This window comes from Caldicellulosiruptor morganii (assembly GCF_026810225.1).
Taxonomy (GTDB): Bacteria; Bacillota; Thermoanaerobacteria; order Caldicellulosiruptorales; family Caldicellulosiruptoraceae; genus Caldicellulosiruptor; species Caldicellulosiruptor morganii.
In genome coordinates this window covers 2,334,724-2,354,334 of record NZ_CP113865.1, presented here as the reverse complement: position 1 = coordinate 2,354,334, position 19,611 = coordinate 2,334,724, and the positions used below count along the sequence as shown (strand labels likewise).

At 39.1% G+C, this 19,611-nt stretch carries 23 protein-coding genes; 13 read left to right on the top strand and 10 right to left on the bottom strand.

Features of this window, described 5'->3' with window-relative positions:
• The first annotated feature begins 284 nt into the window (after positions 1 to 284).
• Positions 285 to 530, top strand: coding sequence for a TM1266 family iron-only hydrogenase system putative regulator (locus tag OTK00_RS11510; protein WP_045168714.1), 246 nt, complete (start codon positions 285 to 287; stop codon positions 528 to 530).
• A 21-nt stretch (positions 531 to 551) separates the two neighbouring features.
• Complete coding sequence (hydG, locus tag OTK00_RS11505; RefSeq protein ID WP_045168715.1) at positions 552 to 1,985, top strand: [FeFe] hydrogenase H-cluster radical SAM maturase HydG; 1,434 nt, start codon at positions 552 to 554, stop codon at positions 1,983 to 1,985.
• Between the two features lie 40 nt (positions 1,986 to 2,025).
• Here the strand turns inward: hydG and OTK00_RS11500 are convergent, their stop codons facing one another.
• A complete protein-coding gene (locus tag OTK00_RS11500; RefSeq protein WP_045168716.1) occupies positions 2,026 to 2,412 on the bottom strand; it encodes a response regulator in 387 nt (128 codons plus the stop codon).
• Between the two features lie 142 nt (positions 2,413 to 2,554).
• Here OTK00_RS11500 and OTK00_RS11495 point away from each other — a divergent pair, with 142 nt between their 5' ends.
• A complete protein-coding gene (locus tag OTK00_RS11495) occupies positions 2,555 to 3,268 on the top strand; it encodes a tRNA1(Val) (adenine(37)-N6)-methyltransferase (RefSeq protein ID WP_045168717.1) in 714 nt (237 codons plus the stop codon).
• 7 nt (positions 3,269 to 3,275) lie between these two features.
• Positions 3,276 to 4,136, top strand: a complete 861-nt coding sequence (rsmI, locus tag OTK00_RS11490; RefSeq protein WP_045170058.1) for a 16S rRNA (cytidine(1402)-2'-O)-methyltransferase — start codon at positions 3,276 to 3,278, stop codon at positions 4,134 to 4,136.
• Positions 4,137 to 4,203: 67 nt separating this feature from the next.
• Here rsmI and OTK00_RS11485 read toward each other — a convergent pair whose 3' ends face one another.
• Positions 4,204 to 4,446: an AbrB/MazE/SpoVT family DNA-binding domain-containing protein gene (locus tag OTK00_RS11485; RefSeq protein WP_045168718.1), complete on the bottom strand. Its 243-nt coding sequence runs from the start codon at positions 4,444 to 4,446 to the stop codon at positions 4,204 to 4,206.
• 490 nt (positions 4,447 to 4,936) lie between these two features.
• Between OTK00_RS11485 and OTK00_RS11480 the strand changes: the two genes are divergently transcribed.
• Positions 4,937 to 6,655, top strand: a complete 1,719-nt coding sequence (locus OTK00_RS11480; protein WP_045168719.1) for a peptidoglycan DD-metalloendopeptidase family protein — start codon at positions 4,937 to 4,939, stop codon at positions 6,653 to 6,655.
• Positions 6,656 to 6,726: 71 nt separating this feature from the next.
• On the opposite strand, the gene queC is transcribed toward OTK00_RS11480, so the two are convergent.
• From queC to spoVAC, 5 genes are all read right to left on the bottom strand, one after another.
• Positions 6,727 to 7,395, bottom strand: coding sequence for a 7-cyano-7-deazaguanine synthase QueC (gene queC / locus OTK00_RS11475; RefSeq protein ID WP_045168720.1), 669 nt, complete (start codon positions 7,393 to 7,395; stop codon positions 6,727 to 6,729).
• Between the two features lie 127 nt (positions 7,396 to 7,522).
• Positions 7,523 to 7,876, bottom strand: coding sequence for a stage V sporulation protein AE (spoVAE, locus tag OTK00_RS11470; RefSeq protein WP_045168721.1), 354 nt, complete (start codon positions 7,874 to 7,876; stop codon positions 7,523 to 7,525).
• Positions 7,877 to 7,914: 38 nt separating this feature from the next.
• The gene (locus OTK00_RS11465) at positions 7,915 to 8,322 is read right to left on the bottom strand and encodes a beta-ketoacyl-[acyl-carrier-protein] synthase family protein (protein WP_052670807.1); all 408 of its coding nucleotides are present in this window, start codon (positions 8,320 to 8,322) and stop codon (positions 7,915 to 7,917) included.
• A 14-nt stretch (positions 8,323 to 8,336) separates the two neighbouring features.
• Positions 8,337 to 8,501 (bottom strand): hypothetical protein, encoded by a 165-nt coding sequence (locus OTK00_RS11460; protein ID WP_241765436.1) that lies wholly within the window; start codon positions 8,499 to 8,501, stop codon positions 8,337 to 8,339.
• A 54-nt stretch (positions 8,502 to 8,555) separates the two neighbouring features.
• Positions 8,556 to 9,014 carry a stage V sporulation protein AC gene (spoVAC, locus tag OTK00_RS11455; protein ID WP_045168722.1) on the bottom strand — a complete coding sequence of 153 codons (459 nt, stop codon included), beginning with the start codon at positions 9,012 to 9,014 and terminating at the stop codon, positions 8,556 to 8,558.
• A 207-nt stretch (positions 9,015 to 9,221) separates the two neighbouring features.
• Here spoVAC and OTK00_RS11450 point away from each other — a divergent pair, with 207 nt between their 5' ends.
• From OTK00_RS11450 to recD2, 5 genes are all read left to right on the top strand, one after another.
• Positions 9,222 to 9,434 (top strand): DUF1659 domain-containing protein, encoded by a 213-nt coding sequence (locus OTK00_RS11450; RefSeq protein WP_045168723.1) that lies wholly within the window; start codon positions 9,222 to 9,224, stop codon positions 9,432 to 9,434.
• Positions 9,435 to 9,502: 68 nt separating this feature from the next.
• Positions 9,503 to 9,712, top strand: coding sequence for a DUF2922 domain-containing protein (locus OTK00_RS11445; protein ID WP_045168724.1), 210 nt, complete (start codon positions 9,503 to 9,505; stop codon positions 9,710 to 9,712).
• A gap of 106 nt (positions 9,713 to 9,818) precedes the next feature.
• On the top strand, positions 9,819 to 9,968 hold the full coding sequence (locus tag OTK00_RS11440) for a YvrJ family protein (protein WP_082054589.1): 150 nt from the start codon (positions 9,819 to 9,821) through the stop codon (positions 9,966 to 9,968).
• A gap of 76 nt (positions 9,969 to 10,044) precedes the next feature.
• Positions 10,045 to 10,557: a hypothetical protein gene (locus OTK00_RS11435; RefSeq protein ID WP_045168725.1), complete on the top strand. Its 513-nt coding sequence runs from the start codon at positions 10,045 to 10,047 to the stop codon at positions 10,555 to 10,557.
• 167 nt (positions 10,558 to 10,724) lie between these two features.
• Positions 10,725 to 12,947 carry an SF1B family DNA helicase RecD2 gene (recD2, locus tag OTK00_RS11430; RefSeq protein WP_045168726.1) on the top strand — a complete coding sequence of 741 codons (2,223 nt, stop codon included), beginning with the start codon at positions 10,725 to 10,727 and terminating at the stop codon, positions 12,945 to 12,947.
• Here recD2 and OTK00_RS11425 read toward each other — a convergent pair.
• Complete coding sequence (locus OTK00_RS11425; protein ID WP_045168727.1) at positions 12,880 to 13,434, bottom strand: biotin transporter BioY; 555 nt, start codon at positions 13,432 to 13,434, stop codon at positions 12,880 to 12,882. The genes recD2 and OTK00_RS11425 overlap by 68 nt on opposite strands.
• A gap of 70 nt (positions 13,435 to 13,504) precedes the next feature.
• Here OTK00_RS11425 and OTK00_RS11420 point away from each other — a divergent pair, with 70 nt between their 5' ends.
• From OTK00_RS11420 to OTK00_RS11410, 3 genes are all read left to right on the top strand, one after another.
• Entirely contained in the window at positions 13,505 to 13,744 is a 240-nt protein-coding gene (locus OTK00_RS11420; protein ID WP_082054590.1) for a hypothetical protein, read from the top strand.
• Between the two features lie 182 nt (positions 13,745 to 13,926).
• Positions 13,927 to 16,005, top strand: a complete 2,079-nt coding sequence (locus OTK00_RS11415; RefSeq protein WP_045168729.1) for an alpha-amylase family glycosyl hydrolase — start codon at positions 13,927 to 13,929, stop codon at positions 16,003 to 16,005.
• A 124-nt stretch (positions 16,006 to 16,129) separates the two neighbouring features.
• Positions 16,130 to 17,347: an RNA-guided endonuclease InsQ/TnpB family protein gene (locus OTK00_RS11410; protein WP_045168730.1), complete on the top strand. Its 1,218-nt coding sequence runs from the start codon at positions 16,130 to 16,132 to the stop codon at positions 17,345 to 17,347.
• Positions 17,348 to 17,539: 192 nt separating this feature from the next.
• Here OTK00_RS11410 and OTK00_RS11405 read toward each other — a convergent pair whose 3' ends face one another.
• Positions 17,540 to 18,766: an endo-1,4-beta-xylanase gene (locus OTK00_RS11405; protein WP_045168731.1), complete on the bottom strand. Its 1,227-nt coding sequence runs from the start codon at positions 18,764 to 18,766 to the stop codon at positions 17,540 to 17,542.
• A 24-nt stretch (positions 18,767 to 18,790) separates the two neighbouring features.
• Positions 18,791 to 19,588: a polysaccharide deacetylase family protein gene (locus tag OTK00_RS11400; RefSeq protein WP_045168732.1), complete on the bottom strand. Its 798-nt coding sequence runs from the start codon at positions 19,586 to 19,588 to the stop codon at positions 18,791 to 18,793.
• Positions 19,589 to 19,611: the final 23 nt, after the last annotated feature.

Sequence of the window (19,611 nt, the reverse complement as noted above, 5' to 3'; positions counted from 1 at the left end):
GTTTGTTTAAAAAAGAAATATGTTTATTATATTATACATCATTTTTCTGCTTTGTTTTAATGAAATCAGGATGAAGAAAAAATTTTTCAGGTAGCTTTAAAAAGTTTCGAAAGTATGTTATAATATTAACAAACAGAATATTTGATCCTGACTTAGAGGGCATTGCAGCCTGATAGGGAGGGGGTTATTGGTTTGATGCTAAAAAGGAAGGCTATGTCCACCTCTTTTGATTGAAAAGGTCAGGAGAGGTGGATTTATTTTTTGAAAAGGAACGGTGAAGTAAATTGGAAAGGAGAATTGGTGTTATTGGGATTGTTGTTGAAAACAGAAAAGATGTGGCAGAGAAGCTCAATAAAATCCTGAGTGATTATGGTGATATCATTGTTGGCAGGATGGGTATACCGTATAAAGAAAGAGGGCTGTGTGTGATTTCTCTGATTGTGGATGGGACAACAGATGATATTGGTGCGCTGACAGGAAAGCTTGGAGCTTTGAGCGGTGTGAAGGTAAAAAGTGCTCTTACAAAATAAAGATTGGAGTGTGGTTTTGAGATGTTTAGAAAAGATGAGTGGGAAAGAGCAGATTTTATCAATGATGATATGGTATTTGAAATCCTTGAAAAGGGTAGGCAAAATCAGCACAGGGCAGAAGATATAATAGAAAAAGCTTTAAAGTTAAATGGGCTTGAACCCGAGGAGGTTGCCACCCTCCTTTATATAGAAGATGAGCATCTTTTAGAAAAACTATTCAAAGCTGCAAAAAAGGTAAAAGAGAGAATCTATGGCAAAAGAATTGTCCTTTTTGCCCCGCTTTACATCAGCAACTTTTGTGTAAACAACTGCCGCTACTGTGGCTATCACAGGTCAAACACCAGAATGAAAAGAAGAAAACTCACAATGGATGAGATACGAAAAGAAGTTGAGATAATAGAGTCTCTCGGGCACAAAAGGATTGCTCTTGAACTTGGCGAGGACCCAAAAGAAACTCCAATTGAGTACGTAATAGATGCCATAAATACCATATATTCTGTCTACAGGGAAAAAGGCAATATAAGAAGAGTGAATGTCAACATTGCGGCAACAACAGTTGAAGAGTACAGAATGCTAAAAGATGCAAAAATTGGCACGTATGTGCTTTTCCAGGAGACATATCACCGCCCAACCTATGAATACATGCACCCTGAAGGTCCAAAGTCTGACTATGACTGGCATGCAATGGCAATGGACAGGGCTATGCAGGCAGGCATTGACGATGTCGGGCTTGGGGTTTTGTTTGGACTTTATGACTACAGGTTTGAGGTTGTAGGATTGATTTTGCATGCCAGGCATTTAGAGGAGAGGTTTGGAGTGGGACCGCACACAATCTCTGTTCCGCGAATTCGCCCTGCCGAGGGTGTTGATGTGACAAAAGAAAAATATCCATATCTGGTATCTGATGATGAGTTCAAAAAGATTGTTGCAATAATTCGGCTTGCTGTGCCCTACACCGGCATGATTCTGTCTACAAGAGAAAGACCGGGTTTTAGAGAAGAGGTGATTGACCTTGGTATATCACAAATCAGCGCCGGGTCCTGCACCGGTGTTGGTGGCTACACGCTTGAATATGAAGGAAAATCAACCGGAGACTTAGAAAAAGACCTTGCACAGTTTGAGGTTGAGGACAGAAGAAGCCCTGATGAGGTTATAAGAACTTTGTGTGAGTCTGGCTATATTCCAAGCTACTGTACTGCCTGCTACAGAAAAGGAAGAACAGGGGATCTTTTTATGCAGTATGCAAAGACAGGCGATATTCAGGACTTTTGCACGCCAAATGCGCTATTGACATTTATGGAATATTTAGAAGACTATGGATCTGAAAAGACAAAGCAGATAGGAAGAGATCTTATTTACAGAAGCCTTCTTGAAATCAAAGATGAGAAGATGAGAAAAGAAACCGAAAAAAGGCTTGAGATGATAAAAAACGGACAGAGAGATCTGTATTTTTAAGGGCATTTTGAAAGTAAAGTTTATTTAACACAAAACGGGGCTAAAGCACAGCCCCGTTTTTGCTATTTTCTTCATCTTCAATTTGTTTTATTATACTTTCTATCACAAACCTGGAAAAAGGCTTTCGCACAAATTCGTATGCCCCATATTTTTTAGCTTCTTTTTCAATATCTGGCTGAGAAATTGCAGAAATTATAATGACTTTAACATCCGGAAGTATATTTTTTAGAATTCTGGTTGCGGTAAGTCCATCCATATCAGGCATTGTGATATCAAGCGTGACAATGTCAGGCTCCAGATCTTCGACATTTTCAATTAATTCAGAAGCAGAAGAGTACTCTGCCACAACCTGATGTCCCATGGAAGTGAAGATATCTTTCAAAATCTGCCTGATAAACTGGGCATCGTCTACAATACATATCTTCATAACAGATCTCCTCTTTGACATTGTCAAATAGTTTCAAGAACACTATAATATATTATAATGCATTTGCAGAAAAAGACAACACTGTTTATTGGAATTTAAAAAAATTAAATAATATAAGCTTTAAGTGCAAAGAGGTAAGAGTATGCTCAGGAAGGAAAATCTTAAGATAGGTAACTATTCTATATATCAGGATACAGATTTTTTCCTGTACGGGACAGATGCGGTTGTGCTCAGCGACTTTATTCAGCTTAAGAAAAATGACATAGTTGTAGAATTTGGGACGGGGAATTTGATAATTCCAATTTTGCTATGGGCAAAAAACAAAAGGTTTAAAAAACTTTATGCGCTGGAGATCCAGAAAGAGGTATGTGAACTTGCTATTCTCAACAGGAATATAAATAACCTTCAGGACAGAATAGAGATAATAAATGCAGACTTAAAAGATGCGCTAAAAATCTTTGGTTCGGAATTTGCAAATGTTGTTTTTACAAATCCGCCTTACAGAAAGGTAAATAGCGGCACAATAAATCCAAACATCAAAAAGGCAATTGCAAGGCATGAGATTATGTGCACAATTGAAGATGTTATAAAAAGTGCCATGCAGATTTTAAAATTTGGCGGCAGGTTCTATATGGTTTACAGAAGTGACAGACTTACTGATGCTCTTTATTATCTCAGGTATTACAAGTTAGAACCGAGCTTGATACGATTTGTACACCAGAATAAAGAAAAGGAGTCTTCACTTGTTTTGATTGAGGCAAAAAAAGGCAAGCAGTGCACATTAAAGGTTGACAGGCCACTTTTTATTGATGAAATGGAATATTATGGTGAAATCAAAAATGAGGATTCGGAGTGAGAAAACTTTGTGCGGAAAACTTTTCATAGTGGCAACGCCAATTGGAAATCTTGATGATATTTCAAAAAGAGCACTGGATACACTGAATCTTGTGGATTTTATAGCCTGTGAGGATACAAGGGTTACAGTAAAGCTTTTAAACCATTTTGGGATTAAAAAAAAGCTTGTTTCCTACCATGAATTCAGCTTAAGAGAAAGGGAAGATATGTTAATAAAAGAGCTCAAAAATGGAAAAAAGATTGCCTTAGTATCCGATGCGGGAATGCCCCTTATCTCAGACCCGGGGTATGAGCTTGTCAGAAGATGTATAAAAGAAGGGATTGATGTTACGGTAATACCCGGTGCGTGTGCCTTTGTTTGTGCACTGGTAATATCAGGACAGAACACCCAGAATTTTATCTTTGAAGGCTTTTTGCCCAAAAATAAAAGAGCAAAAAGAGAAAAGCTTGAAAGCTTAAAATTTGAAAAGAGAACCATAATATTTTACGAGGCACCTCACAAGCTTTTGGATACACTTTTGCAGATGGCAGAGGTGTTTGGAGAGGAAAGGGAAATTAGCATTGTAAAAGAGATTACAAAAATACACGAAAGTGTGATGATAACTACAATAGGTGAGGCAATAGAGTTTTTTAAGAAAAATCCTCCCAAAGGTGAATATGTAATTGTTGTAAGGGGATTTGAGGAGGAAAGCCAGCAAGATAAAAATAAATATGATATGGAATTTATAAAAAATAAGCTTTGCGAAAAAATAGCACAGGGACTTACCAGAAAAGAGGCTGTAAAGTTGGTGGCAGAAGAGCTGAAGGTTGCCAAAAATATTGTTTATAAAGCTTCACTTGAACTTGAAGATTTTTACAATAAAGAATAAAGGGTAGAGCCTGACTTTCGAAAGCTCTACCCTTTTTTAACAGTGTATATTGTTTTATCCTGCCAAATTAGTTCTTTTTAAGCTCTTCCAAGCAGTCTTTGCAGATATTTTTGCCCTTGTAGTAAACAACATCTTTTGCATTGCCGCAGAAGATGCAAGCCGGTTCATACTTTCTGAGGATTATCTTGTCGTCCTCAACAAAAATCTCCAGAGCATCCTTTTCTGCAATGTCAAGTGTTCTTCTGAGCTCAATTGGAAGAACTATTCTGCCAAGCTCGTCAACCTTTCTCACAATACCTGTTGACTTCATTTTTTATTTGCCTCCTTTCAACAAATTTCGACATTTTTCTTACGATGCTATTGTACCATAGTTTCAATTTTATGTCAAGCATTTTTTAATTCTTTTTACAATATATTGTGAGACATCAAAGTATAGCTTGTGCAGGTTTAATGTGAATATATTAGATTACTCCTGAGTTTCTGCGCATTTTAAAATTTTTAAAAGTACAGCTATCTAATTAGTAGAGTAAAATAATTGTAACAAGAAGAAAGAAAAAACTGTAAATATTAATTGGTTCGCAATATCTTAAAATTCGACATATTTCGACAGCTATTGACGAATTGTGTTTAAACTTAAGATAAATGTCTCTGCATCTATTCAAAATCAAAACAATATTTGCCTTTGACATATCAACCAATGTAAATTAAAATTAAGGTATAGTGTTTTGCATACTCAACATAATATAAATTATATAAGGGTATCATTAATACCCTTTTTGTTTTTGCAAGGGGGTGTTTTTGTGGCGGGGCACAGTAAAAAAAGCAGCCACAGTGCCACAGCCATAATAACAAGGGAAGAAAAAGCCCGATTTGTTCCCAAAAGCAGCAATGTGCATAATAAAAGCTTTGATAAAAAAGAGACAAAGAAGCTCAGCAAAACTTCCATGCGTCAGGGAGAAAAGAAGACCGGAGAAGTGGAAAAAGCCAAAAAAAGCTGTGGCAGTGATTTAAAGAAAGATAAAGTAAATTTACATAGATTATCAAAGTGGGTTAAATTTGAAAAAAGTATTCTTAGAAGTTTTCAAAGTGGTTTTAAGAAAAAACTTTTGGTTGCAAAAGAAAATGTTATTTCTGAAGTATACAGGATTTTATTCGGGCTGAGGTATATAAAAAATGCACCAAACTTTCCCGAGATTTTGCTGAAGACAAAGATTTTTGGGACAATGATTTTAATGATATTAACGCTTTTTTTGATTACCAGAATGCCACCGGCATACAAGAAAGCGTATGCGGTTGTGCTGAACAACCAGGTTGTGGGGTATGTGAAGGATAAATCTGAGGCGCAAAACCTTCTTGATAGGATAGCAAAGGAAGTCCAGCAAAAGCACAAAACAAACAGCTTTATCCTGCAAAACCAGCTTCAATTAAAAGCTATTGAGCCGGGTGAGTATAGAGAAACAAGTATAGATATTCTGAAAAACGCTATTTTAGAAAAAGGAAAGGTGCTTGTGAAAAGATATGCACTTTTTGTTGATTCAAAGCCATATTTTGTTTTTGAAGACTCCAGTCTGCCGGGCAGGATTCTTGAAAGGTTAAAAAGTCTTTATTATGGCAGCAAAGCAGGTCAGGCAAAATTTAAAGAAAAGGTTGAAATAAAGCCAGTTTATGTATCACCAGATATGAAAGTTGCCGATGAAGAAAGCGCCTTTACCAGGATTATGTTTGGGAAAGACCAGGTAATGGAGTATACTATCAAAGAAGGAGATACCCTTTGGGAACTTGCACGAAAATACAATCTTTCTGTGGATGACATATTTGCGTCAAACCCGGGACTTTCAGAAAAGATTATGCCGGGGCAGAAAATAAGACTTACAAAGGCTACTCCGCTTATAAATGTTATGCTTGAAAAAGAAATAGAGTATGAAGATGTGCTGCCAAAGGAAGTTAAGATTGTAAAGTCGGATAGATACTACACTACCCAGAGCATTGTGAAGCAGGAGGGTAGGGATGGCAGGGCAAAGATTCGTGCCAGGATTGTATACATGAACGGGCTTGAATATGACAGGGAGATTCTATCCCAGCAGATTATTCAAAAGCCGGTTGAGAGGATAGTTGTTCAGGGCACCAAAAAGCCGCCTGCTTACTTTGCAACAGGCAGATTTTCATACCCTGTATGGGGAACTCTCACATCAAGATTTGGCTACAGGGGCAGAGAGTTTCACAATGGAATTGACCTTGCAGTGCCCTGGGGTTCAAATGTGTATGCAGCAGATGGCGGTGTTGTTGAGTTTGCAGGCTGGTCGGGTAGCTATGGCAAGCTCATTGTTATAAACCACCAGAATGGATATCAGACATACTATGGGCACCTCAGCAGCATACTTGTTGCACCGGGGCAAAAAGTGGCAAAGGGGCAGCTGATTGCAAAAAGTGGTTCAACCGGTAGAAGCACAGGTCCGCACCTTCACTTTGAAGTGAGAAAATATGGAGTGCCACAGAATCCTTTGAGGTATTTGCAGTAAAAGTAAAGTTGATAGAAACAAAAAAGGGCTGACCGGTTTTGACAAAAAACTTGAGGTCAGCCCTTTTTATATCAGTTCCAGTCAATTTCAATTTCGTATTCGATGGGGTCTTTTATCCCCAGCTTTTTAAAAGCTTCTATTCGCTCTGTGCATGTGCCGCATTTTCCGCATGCCTTTTCGCCGCCTTTGTAACATGACCATGTAAGAGAAAAGTCCACACCAAGCTTTAGTCCAATTTTTAAAATATCCTCTTTTTTCAGGTCAATGTAAGGAGCTTCAAGCTCAACAGTGTGATAATCACAGAGAGCAATTGCACTTTTCATAGCCTCAACAAATTCCTTTCTGCAGTCAGGATATATCGGATGATCGCCAGCGTGTGCACCGTAAAAGAGCTTTTGCGCTCTGATTGAGATAGCATACGCTGTTGCAATACTTAATAGCACCATGTTGCGGTTTGGCACAACTGTTTGCTTCATATTCTCATCTGTGTAATATCCTTCGGGTATCTGCCAGTTTGCCAGAGTTAGGGCAGATGGTGCTAATTTTGCAAAAAAGGATATGTCAACAATTTTGTGGGGCACTTTTAAAAGATCACATGTCTTTTTTGCAAACTCAAGCTCTTTTGAGTGTTTTTGACCGTAATCAAAGCTTATAGCGTATGTTTCATAGCCTTTGCTTTTGACATCATACAAAAGTGTGGTTGAATCCATACCACCCGAGAGCACAACCAGAGCTTTCATCCACCTTTTCACCTCACAGAATTTAAAAGCCTGTTTCTACAGTTTGAGCATAAACTTAAAAATTGTTTTTGTCAAGGGTGGCGTGCTGTTTGTGTACATAGCAAAAAAAATTAATTTGCTTTAAATATCATTTGCTCCTCGGGTTAAAGATAAGAGCAATTATATACCCGAAAAACACAGCTGCAGAAATGCCGCCGGCTGTTTTTGATACTCCCCCTGTGAATGCACCGGCAAGCCCGATTTTTTTAACCTCTTCAATAGCCCCTTTTGCCAGAGAGTAACCAAAGCCTGGGAGAGACACTGTTGCACCGGCACCGGCTATATCAACAAGCTTCTGGTAAAGTCCAAGACCCTGCAGGATTGCGCCAAGGGTTACAAAAAGCACAAGTATCCTTGCTGAAGTCAGTTTTGTCCTGTCAATCAGGATTTGACCGATAACACAGATAAGCCCGCCAGTTAAAAACGCCATTAGATAGTCCATTTTGACAACGAAACCTCCTGAAAGTGTTTTTTTGAAAGTTACTCTATTTCAACTGAAAGTGCATGGGCGATAACCGGAATGCTTTCACCAAGCTGAACTGTTGAAGCTGACAAAAGCGCCCCGGTTAGCACAATGAGGATTCTTTTAAAAGTTTTTTGCAGCATGAGCCTGTAGAAATATCCACCAAATACGCACGCAGAGGCTGCACATCCGCTTGCACCGGATCCTGTATCCTGCGTTTTTGAGTCGAACATCAGAATTCCGCAGTCCAAAAGTTCAAATGGCAGGTACTTCCCTTCTTTTTTGAAAAGATCCTCAAGAAGTTTTCTTCCCACATACCCCAGATCACCCGTGACAATTACATCATAATAAGAAAAATCTCTTTTTGTATCCTCAAGATGGGTTGTGATTGTGTCAAACGCAGCGGGTGCCATGCACGCGCCCATGTTGTTCGGGTCTTTTATACCATAGTCCAGGATTTTTGCCCGGCATATTCATCTTCAATGGCCATGTCAAAGAAGATTCCAAGCGGACCTTCTGATTCCTTTTTGCCAACCACAGTGAAGCAGTCAGAGATAACAGGAAGATTTTCAAACCTAAAAGTAGCTTTTCCAAGCTTTTTCAAGCCGGCTTTTCCTCCTTTTTGCCTGGATTTTTAAGTTCAAGCTTTTGAGGTTGGCTAAATGGCAGGGAAGATTTTTACAAAGTAGTAAATAAGCCCGATAATTATTGATGTGGATATTCCATAGACCAGCACAGGGCCCGCAATCAAAAACATCTTGCTGCCAACTCCAAACACAAACCCTTCCTTTTTATACTCAACAGCAGGCGATACAATGGAATTTGCAAACCCGGTGATTGGAACAATGCTGCCTGCACCCGCAAACCTGCCTATTTTATCATATACCCCAATTCCTGTCAGAAAAGCCCCGAGAAAAATCATTGTAATTGATGTGAGTGTCTGTGTCTCATCTTTTGGAAGGTACGTTGAATAGATATTTAAAAAAGCCTGTCCGATGTCGCAAATAATTCCACCTGTTAAAAAAGCAAATATGCAGTTTTTCAAAATATTTGTTCCTGGCTCACTGGCTTTTACCATATCCTGATATTCTTTTGTTCGCTTTTCTTTGAGATTCATCTTCAAACCTCCTGCATGATGGGTTTCAAAAAAATATTATTTTAAGTTTTTCTGAGATTTATTCACATCCAGCTGCGATTTGAAATCATCCGATTTTGATTTGATAGCAAATCTCACTCAGATGATACAAACAAACATTCGTATAATTTTTGATTGTATAGCCTGTGCCGGTTAAAATAGAAGCTGTAGAAAGGAGGTGAAAAGAGGATGGCGGCAAATCCATTGACAGGCAACCTTTTGATTAAGCTTCAAAATGGAACAACTTCAACCGGCAGAATCAAGGTCAAAACACTTTCCTATGACATCAAGCCAGATGCGCAGGATCTTGATGTTTATCAGGTTGCCCGGGCTATAGCAGGCCTTCAGTCAAAGCCACTTTACACAATTGTTAGGCAGAGCAACTTTGAACTTGTTTATTGATGGTTTTGAGGTTTTTAAAACTCTTTTGTGAAAACTTTTTTAAAAGTAGAAAGGAGGTGAGCTTTAAGGTGCTTACTTTGGTTTTGACATTCAGGCTTCAGAATGGAAAGACATTCAGGCTTTCAATTCCTGACCCAAAGAGCAATTTGACAGCACAGGAGGTTGACAGTGTGATGAATCTGATAATCCAGAAGAATATTTTTTCAACCTCAAGCCCAATTGTTGAAAAGGTTTCGGCAAGGGTTATTGACAGAAATGTCAACCAGATAATCGGATAGTGCAAAAGGGGCTGTCTTTTTGCCAATTTCCCCAGCAAGAAGACAGCCCTGATATTCTTAAAATTGTGTACATAATATAATGCCATTTAAAAAGGAGGTGGAACAAATGCAGGAGATTATTACAAACATAGCCAATATAGGGTTTCCCATTGTGCTTTGCATATATCTTCTGACAAGGTTTGAAAGCAAGATTGACAAGCTCTCTGATACAATAGATAAACTTTCCGAGAAGATAATGCAAATTAAAAGCAATTGACATACAAACATTAGTTCGATATAATAAATACAAAGTTGTAAAAACTGGATTGTGAGAAAAGGATGGTGTTTTTGATATGGACAGCATTCCAAAAGATATCATATATTTTATTCCTGAGTATCTTGAAAATGGAGATGGAGTTGTAATTTTGCTTTTGGATGGACAGAAAAAAGTTTGCACCATATCAATCAGAAGCTTTGTCAAAAAGCTGTATTCAATGTATGCAATTGACCCTGTCAGCATAAAGAGAATAATTTCAAAGAAGGTTGGGCAAAAGAATCTGCTTCCCATTGTCCTTCCGGATGCAACATTTATCCCTGTGAAGACAAGAAAAGCAAGGGTTTCAACAGACCCAATCTTCGGGTATGTAAACCTTACACAGATTTTTAAAATAGATGAAAAGAAAGAGGGCTTTGAGATTTTGTTCAGGTGCGGCGCAGTTTTAAAGTGTTTTGGTTCTGCAAAATATTTCAAAAGGAGAATCACAGCCGCAACGATTATAAGTGACTATCTTTCTTCCATGTGGGCAAAAGGAATGTGCACCATAAAAGAAGAATGTGATGTTGAAAATATTTTTAAGTTTAAGTAAAAATCAAAAAAGTCACAGCACCATGGCTCTGGAAGAGTTTAAAAAAGGCATGGTGCTATAATTTTGTAAAGAGGATGCTACCGGTTACTTTCTTGAGAATCAAACCAATTTGGAGTAATATATAATGTAGCAATTCTATTGAAAAAGAGAGGATAAAAGCTCAAAAGATGCTTCAGGATATAAAAGGAATGGTAAGTGATATTATTTACAAAAACCTTGAGAACAACTACACAGTGTTTGAAGTTCTCTGCGATGAAGAGGTTTTTACAGCTGTTGGAATTGTTCCGGATATTGCAATTGGCGAAAAGGTGAAGATATACGGAGAGTTTTATGTCCACCCTGTTTATGGGCAGCAGCTAAAAGTTTCATATCTTGAAAAGCTTTTGCCAGAGACGAAGGATGAGATTTACATGTATCTTTCATCCGGAGTGATAAAGGGCATAGGCAAAAAGACTGCAAAGAAGATTGTTGATACCTTTGGAGATGACACCATAAGAGTTTTGCAGCAGGAACCGGAGAGACTTCTTTCTATCCGTGGAATGACACCCGAAAAGGTTGAAAGAATAAAGAATATGTTTGCATTCCAGAAGTTTTTGAAAGACATTATGACAGTGTTTTCTCAGTACGGGCTATCGCAGAATCATGCTATGAGACTTTTTAAACTGTACGGGTTTTCGGCGCTCGGGCTTTTGAATGAAAATCCATATTTTCTGCTGGATGTATTTCCCGAGCTTGACTTTAAAAAGGTGGACAGAATGGCACTTGATATGGGCATTGGTCTGGAAGATGCAAGAAGAATTCAGGCAAAAATTATAAATATTTTGAACACAGGAAGCAGCAGCGAAGGGCATACATGCCTTCCCAGAGAAAAGCTTGTATTGCTTGTTTCAAAGGCACTTGAAATAGAAAAAGAAAAGACAGAAGAGGCACTTTTAGATCTTGAGAGAGTAAAAAGGGTTGTGATTGATACAATAGATGGAGTGGAGATGGTTTTTCTTTTTGGATTTTACGAATGTGAAAAATTCATTGCTGACAGGATATTCTCTATGCTGAGAACTTATGAGGATATTGCTGATATAGATGAAAAGATTTCTGAATTTGAAAAGAGAAACAACATAGCATTTTCGAACAACCAGAGAAAGGCAATAAAGATGGCTTTGACAGAAGGTGTGAGCATAATAACAGGTGGACCCGGCACAGGGAAAACCACAATTATAAAGTGTATAATTGACATATTTGAGCAGGAGGGTAAAAAGGTTTTTCTGTGCGCGCCAACAGGCAGGGCGGCAAAGAGGATGCAGGCTGCATGCCAGAAAGAGGCAAAGACCATCCACAGACTTCTGGAGATGACCGTCACAGATTCTCAGGTTGTGTTCCAGAGAGGACCGGGTAATCCCCTCAGGTGCGATGTTATCATAGTTGATGAGACAAGCATGGTTGATAGTTTCATCATGAACTATCTTCTTGCTGCCACAAAAGACACAACAAGGCTTATTCTTGTTGGTGACAAGGACCAGCTGCCTTCGGTTGGAGCAGGGAACATACTCAAAGACCTTATAAGAAGCGATGTTGTGCCGTATGTGAGGCTTACCGAGGTTTACAGGCAGAGTGAAAACAGCTTCATTGTTCTGAACGCTCACAGGATAAACAATGGCGAATTTCCTCACCTTCAGAAAGACAGTGATTTTTATTTCATCCAGAAAGATTCACAGCAGGACATACTGAAGACAGTTGTCGAGCTTGTGACAAAAAAGCTTCCATCTTACCTTTCAGCCGACCCCCTGAGAGATATTCAGGTTTTATGTCCGTCCAAAAAAGGGATTGTTGGTATGTACAATATAAACAGGGTGCTTCAGCAGTATTTAAATCCTGCCGGGGCTTCAAAAAAGGAGTTTGTCTATAAAGAGAACACATTCAGAGTTGGCGACAGGGTTATGCAGGTGAAGAACAACTACTCGCTTGAATATACAGTTATAGAAGGTGATGAGAAGGGCAGGGTCTCAACAGGAATATTTAACGGTGACATAGGGGTTATAAAAGACATTGACAGGGCAGAGGGTGTTATGGAGATTGTATTTGATGATGACAAGCTTGTGTTTTATGACTTTTCGCTTCTTGATGACTTAGAGCTTTCGTATGCCATGACTGTTCACAAATCGCAGGGCTCTGAGTTCAGGTGCATTGTAATGCCGGTTGTTGAGACCTACCCAATTTTGATGACAAGAAACCTTTTGTACACAGCAGTCACGCGCGCAAAAGAGCTTGTTGTGCTGGTGGGCAAAAAAAGCGCCCTGCAGTACATGATAGCAAACCAGAAAGAAGCTATGCGATATTCAGCACTTTACGACTTTTTAAGAAGGAAGCTAAAAGATACGCAACTGCAAGCTTGATAATATCAGGGATTATAAACGGTGCAACACCCACAAGGAATGCTTTTTTAAGTGTTAGGTGTGCTGCGGCTGCCAGAAACAAAAAACCGGCTGTGTAAATCAGAACAAGCCCTGAAATAAGGGCAAAGGCTGTGTTTACAATATCGTTTTTGATAGGCTTTTTCTGATTAATGTAGCTTGTCAAAAATGCAGCAACTGGGAATGCCAGAAGATATCCGCCTGTTGGTCCCACAAACTTTGAAAGCCCGCCCGAGAAGTTTGCAAACACTGGGATGCCAACAGCACCCAGAAGGTCATATACTAAAAGACTTAAAAATGCATACCTTGGTGGCAGAACAAGGCTTGATAAGAAGATTGCCAGAACCTGCAATGTAAATGGCACAGGACCAATTGGAATTGAGATCTGTGCACAAACAGCCACAATTGCTGCAAATAAGGCAGATAGAATTATCATCCTTGTTGTGTATGCGCTTTTTGTGTTCGACATTTCTTTGCCCCTTTGTGTAAACTTATTATATTAAAATGGTTTACCAAAAATATATCAGCCAAATATCAAAATGTCAAGGATATTTTGCGTAACATTACTTTTGACAAAAGAGCTGGGTGTTGATTACAAACCCGAAAAAGAAGAGGATGAGAATGTAAACAGGATGAAGCAGGAGATACTGAATTCCATTCTTCTTGCAAAAGAAGAGACCTCTGAAGAAAAGACAATAGCGCATGAAGAAAGAACCGAGAATAAAGAAGCAAATGGCATGTATACTTCTAAAAACCCGGAAGACGGTGTGCTTTTGTAAGTAAAAGGGAAAATGATACAGAAAAACCATGGTAGCTTCCTTGCAATTTTACAAGGAAGCTACTTTTTTTAATATAATTTCTTCTGTAAAATTTGCTGATAGTATGATATAATATTCTCAAAGAAATGCAAACGTTTGCTAATGGAATTTTACATAATAAGAAGCTGAAAGGAGAGATTTTTATGGGAAGCTTAAATCTTCAAAAAGTGCTTGAGATTCTAAAACAAAAAGCAAAAAAATGGGATATGAAAAATGATTACAGGATACCGGTGCTGTGGGATAGCTTTGGCTACATGGGAGATGAGAAGAAAGAAAATCCTGACAGAACCCTGACTGTAAACCCGTATAATTTTATTTCGGAGTGCATTGAAAGATGCATTCTGCCGTATGCAGATCCAGACACAGATTATTTGCAAACGATGGCACAAATTGAAATACAAAAAGGAGACAAAGAAGCTTCACAGGAGGGCTGGATTAAAAAAAGCAGCATTTACGGGATGCAAATCAGGACAACTTCAGCCTGGGACCATGATGGTGATAGAGAACTGAAGCTTGAAAATAGATTCGGGCTGAAGGACACAGGGACTTTTATAAAAACAATTGCACTTTTGCCTCTTATAAAGAAGATGGGCTTTGACACAATTTACACCCTGCCTATTACCAAAAACAGCACAAGGTACAAAAAGGGTGAGATGGGTTCGCCCTATGCAGTCAAGAACTTTTATGAGCTTGACCCTGTTTTAAAAGACCCAATGACAGAAGAGCTCTCAATAAAAGAGGAGTTTGCAGCTTTTGTTGAGGCATGTCACATACTTGGAATGAGGTTTGTAATAGACATAATTCCAAGAACATCTGCAAGGGATTCTGACTTCATTTTAGAACATCCTGACTGGTTCTACTGGATAAGATTATCGGATGCCCCGAAATATCGCCCGCCACAGCTTACACTTATCAAAGAGTTTACAAAAGCCGATGAGTCAAACATTGACATAATTTACAGGGATGAAGCAGTGAAAGAACATTTAAAGCTATTTGTTGATTCGCCGGACAAGTTTGCACCCGAAAAGTGGGCTGAGATAAAAGAAGCCTGCAAGAGAAATCCCGCCACAGACTTTTTTGAACTTATAGAAAACAATATAGGGCTTACAACTGCACCTGCGTTTTCTGATTGTTTGAACGACCCGCAGCCACCATGGACAGATGTTACCTATCTGAGGCTTTATCTTGACCATCCGGTGCAGTCTGCAAAGTATGTATCTCAAAATCAGCCACCCTATATACTGTTTGACACAATCAGAGCAAATATATTCAAAGGGGAAAGACCCAATTCAGAGCTCTGGGAGATGCTGTCGAACATAATAGTTCACTATATCAAAAACTTTGGTGTTGACGGTGCAAGGATTGACATGGGCCATGCACTGCCAAAAGAGCTTGAAGACATGATTATATCAAAGGCAAAAAAGGCAGACCCTCACTTTTGCTTTATAGCTGAAGAGCTTACTTTATCGGGGGACAGAAAGGCAAAAGAGTCGGGCTATGACATGATAATAGGTGATTTATGGGCACAGGTGCCAAGGTATTATCAGGGGAACCTCAAAAAAATGATTGATAAGCTTTTGAAGGTTCAACTTCCTGTTTTCGCTGCATCTGAGATTCCGGACAGCCCAAGGGCGGCATCAAGATTGGGTGGCAGGGAGTTTTCAAGATTTTCGGTTGTGCTGAATAACTTTCTGCCAAATGCAGTCTTCTTTTTGACATCCGGGCAGGAGGTTTATGAAGTCCAGCCAATGAACTTGGGGCTTGACCCGCAGAAAGATGGAAGGTTTAAATTGCCAAAGTCTGACCCGTTTTATGGCAGGCTTGCGTTTTTTGACAGGTTTGCTCTTCACTGGACAAATGACGGCGCAGAGGATATGATTGAGCTTATATCCAATATATCAAAGATAAGAAATAAATTCAGAAGTTTTATTGACGCAAATAATTTTCTTAAAATTCCTTACAACAGTAAATATATTATCACCTTTGCATACATGAATGAAGCAAAGGGCAAAGAATATTTGATTGTTGTTGCAAATGCTGATAATCTGAGGGAGAAAAAAGTGGAGTTGAATCTTGACAGAGTGAAGCTGAATCTATCATCTGAGATAGAAAAGATTGAAGTTATTTTCAGTTTAAAGGATGGGAAAGACTGCATGTTAGAAGGAAAAAAACTTATCTGCAACTTAAAGCCACTTGATATAAAGATCCTTCTTGCAAGGTAAAATCAATGTTTGCACCCTTTTAAAAGGGTGTTTTTTTATCAAAAATATAGCAAGAAGACTCCATCTTCTGTAAGATGAAGATGAATTGCTAAAAATGTGATAAAATATTTCTGGGTGATGTCAAGTGTACAAAACACAAAAAAATCATATAAGATGTGATAAGAAAACATACAAAATTTTGCGAAAGCTTTGTCACTTTTCAAAAAACCTGTACAACTTTGCTCTGTATAATATAAGACAGCATTACTTTAAAACCCATGAACACCTGCGATATGAAAGTGTATATCACATTGCAAAAGGCAACGAAAACTATATGCTTTTGCCATCACAGGTTGCACAGCAGACACTTATTTCGGTGGATGAATCTTTTAAATCTTTTTTGAACCTTTTAAAAGCCAAAAAGGAAGGAAAGGTAAAAGAGAAAGTTTTAATGCCAAAGTATCTGCCCAAGGATGGGATGTATCAGATAGTTTTCCCAAAAGACCAGTCCAAAGTAGAAGACAGAAAAGTGAGACTTAGTCTTGGCAGAAGTTTTTCAAAGGAGTTTGGGGTAAGATACTTATATTTTGATTTGCCAAAAAACATTGCAGAAAAAAAGATTAAGGAAGTCAGGATAATCCCGAGATACCATGGTAAATGGTTTGAGATTGAGTATGTGTATGAGGAAAAGGAGCAGGATTGTAAGCTTGACAGAAGCAGGTATTTGGCAATAGACTTAGGATTAAACAACTTTGCAGCGCTTACGGATACCATTGGGACTGCCTTTTTGATAGAAGGCAGGTTTTTAAAATCAGTCAACCGATGGTACAACAAGGAAAAAGCAAGACTGCAGAGTGTATACTCCAAACAGGGAATCAAATATGGCTCAAAACTTGCTCAAGTTTCTTTAAAAAGACAGCATATAGTTGATAACTTTTTAAATCAGGCTGTAAACGTTGTAGTTAAGCACTGTCTGGAAAATAAAATAGGAATAGTTGTTGTGGGTAATATGAAAGAGATAAAGAAGGGTATAGAGCTGGGGAAGGTGAACAATCAGAACTTTGTGGGAATACCATACAAGAGGTTTAAGAGAAAATTAGAAGCAAAGTGCAGGTTATATGGTATAGAGTATGTGGAGGTAGAAGAAAGCTACACCTCACAGAGGTGCAGCAGATGTGGGATGGTTGACAAGAGTAACAGAAAGCATAGGGGCTTGTATGTGTGCAAGAACTGTGGGAATGTATTGAATGCGGATATAAATGGGGCGATAAACATACTTTTAAAGGTAGCTGGTGAATCTGCGATAAAGCAGATAATCAGTAGTGGGTGTGTGAACCACCCTGTGAGAATAAGGGTAGCTTAAAATCCTACCAAACTTCTCACGAAGCCTCCACCTCTTCAGGTGGATGGTAGTTTACTTAAAAGCTTTAGAAAATAGGCATGATATTTGAGGTCAAAGGCGGGCATCAGGTAAGACTTTAAAAAACCGGAAGGGGGCTTTTTTATAAAGAGGTTTTGACTTTATAAAGCCCCCTTCCGTGTTTATACATTGTCTTCAAAGGGTTACCTCAACAGTGCATTCAGGCTTGTCAATAGTAAAGCTGGCTTTTTTGTCTTTGAATGCAATTTCATATTCACCCATAAATCCACTGACTTTTAAAGTTCCGCTCTGGTCTGTGACAAGCTCCTGTGTGCCTGTCCACCATTCTTTTTTGATTAAATTGTAAAGAGCACTGTAAATGGGTTTGATTCTTCCATCTTTTGTAACAAAGCCAGCCGGTGCACCAAGCCATGCGAATGTGTCGATGAAATTCCACCATGTAATAGCTTCAACAAGCGGATGTGCAAAGAGCATCTTATAAAATAGCACGGCTTCCATTGCCTGGCGCTCTTCGCATTCCGGAGTTGAAAGCCAGTTTTCCGGTTTGTAATCGTTAAGGTCCTTTATATGCGGTGGCATAAGCTTTCCGGATATCAATGTGACTTCTGTGAAATGCAAAGGTATTCCAAAACGTGAAAACCTTTCAAGCACCTCCTGTGTCTTTTCAACACCCCAGAAACCCTGATGCATGTGCGACTGTATGCCGATAACGTCGAACCTGACACCGGCATAAAGCAAAGCTTCTATGAGTATTTCGTATGCATCTGATACCACATAGTCGTTTATGAGCAGAATGCTTTTTGGATTTGCCTCTTTGGCTGCTTCAAAAGTCATTTTGACAAGCCCTATTCTGCCATACTGTCTGCAGATTCTGGTGATTCCATTGTCATATTTATTGAAGTTTGGCATTATCACAACCTCATTTATCACATCCCACATGTCAATAAGCCCGGCAAAATCACTCACTTCGCGTTTTATTCTGCCAAGCTGTGCATCCAAAATTTGTTCATTGGTAAGTTCAAGAAGCCATGGTGCTGTGACTGTGTGCCAGCAGAGAGGATGTCCTTTTAATACAAATCCGCGCTCTTTTAACCACTGTGCTGCGTTTTTGAGTCGCTGTGTATCCGGCTTGCCGCGCACAGGTTCAAACCTGCCCCAGTAGAATGGAAGAGTTGCAAAGTTGAAGAGGTCCACAAACTTTTCAAACGACATCTGAACAATTTCTCTTAGCTCGTCCGAAAATTCATTGTTTACAAACGGAACCACTGAGAAGTCCGCACAGCCAAACAGGAACCTGTGCTTTGTTTGTTTGACTTCCACTTTTGCATTTTTAAGAGGCTGACCATCCGGTGTTTTGATTTTGACAGCAGCTTTACCTTTTCGGTGCTGATACTTATCCATTTTTTTAAACCCTCCCTATAATCTTTATTTCAAATTAACCATTTGCCCGCCTTTAACCTCAACCGGATTGCCGTCAACAAGCAACCAGATCGAAGTTGCAGATGGGTTATAGACAATTTCTTTGTCAGCCGAAAACTCAAGCATTTTTAAAGCTTTAACATATCGAACAATTTCAATGTTTGTTGCAAACCAGACAGAGTCGAATTTTGATACCAGTTTGCAGAAATTCTCAATGATATGCCAGTTATTTTCACGCTTAAATTCAAAACTGTGCCCCCATATGTACAGAAGCTGCAGATGCTGAAGGTAGGGGCTTTCCAGGAATTTCTTTGATATATCAAGAAGATCCTGGTTGTGATGGCAGGTTGGATGCCATGCCAGAAAGGTTGATGGCAGGTTGAAGCTGAAAGTAGAAATCACAGTCCTTGAATATTCAATGCCGAGCGATGGCAGAATCTTTACAATGTCTTCATTGTAAACTCCATAAGGGTATGACATGCCTTTAACAGGGTACCCTACAAGTTTCTCCAAAGCCTTTCTGTCCTCCATGATCTCTTCAACTGCAGCTTCAACAGGAATGGAGTCCAGAAAAGGATGGGTTTTTGTATGCACGCCGACCTCATGCCCCTGGTAAAGCCGGCTCACTTCGTCGGGCTCAATGAATATATTCCTGCCAAGATTTGCCGAGTTCAGGAAAAATGTTGCCCTGATTTTGTATTCATTGAAGATGCTGACAAGCCTTCGATCAAAAATCTGACCGTCATCATAGCTGAGTGTAATTGCTTTTGACCTGCCACCGGGGAACAGATAGCTAACATACATCGCCTATCACCTCATTAAAATAT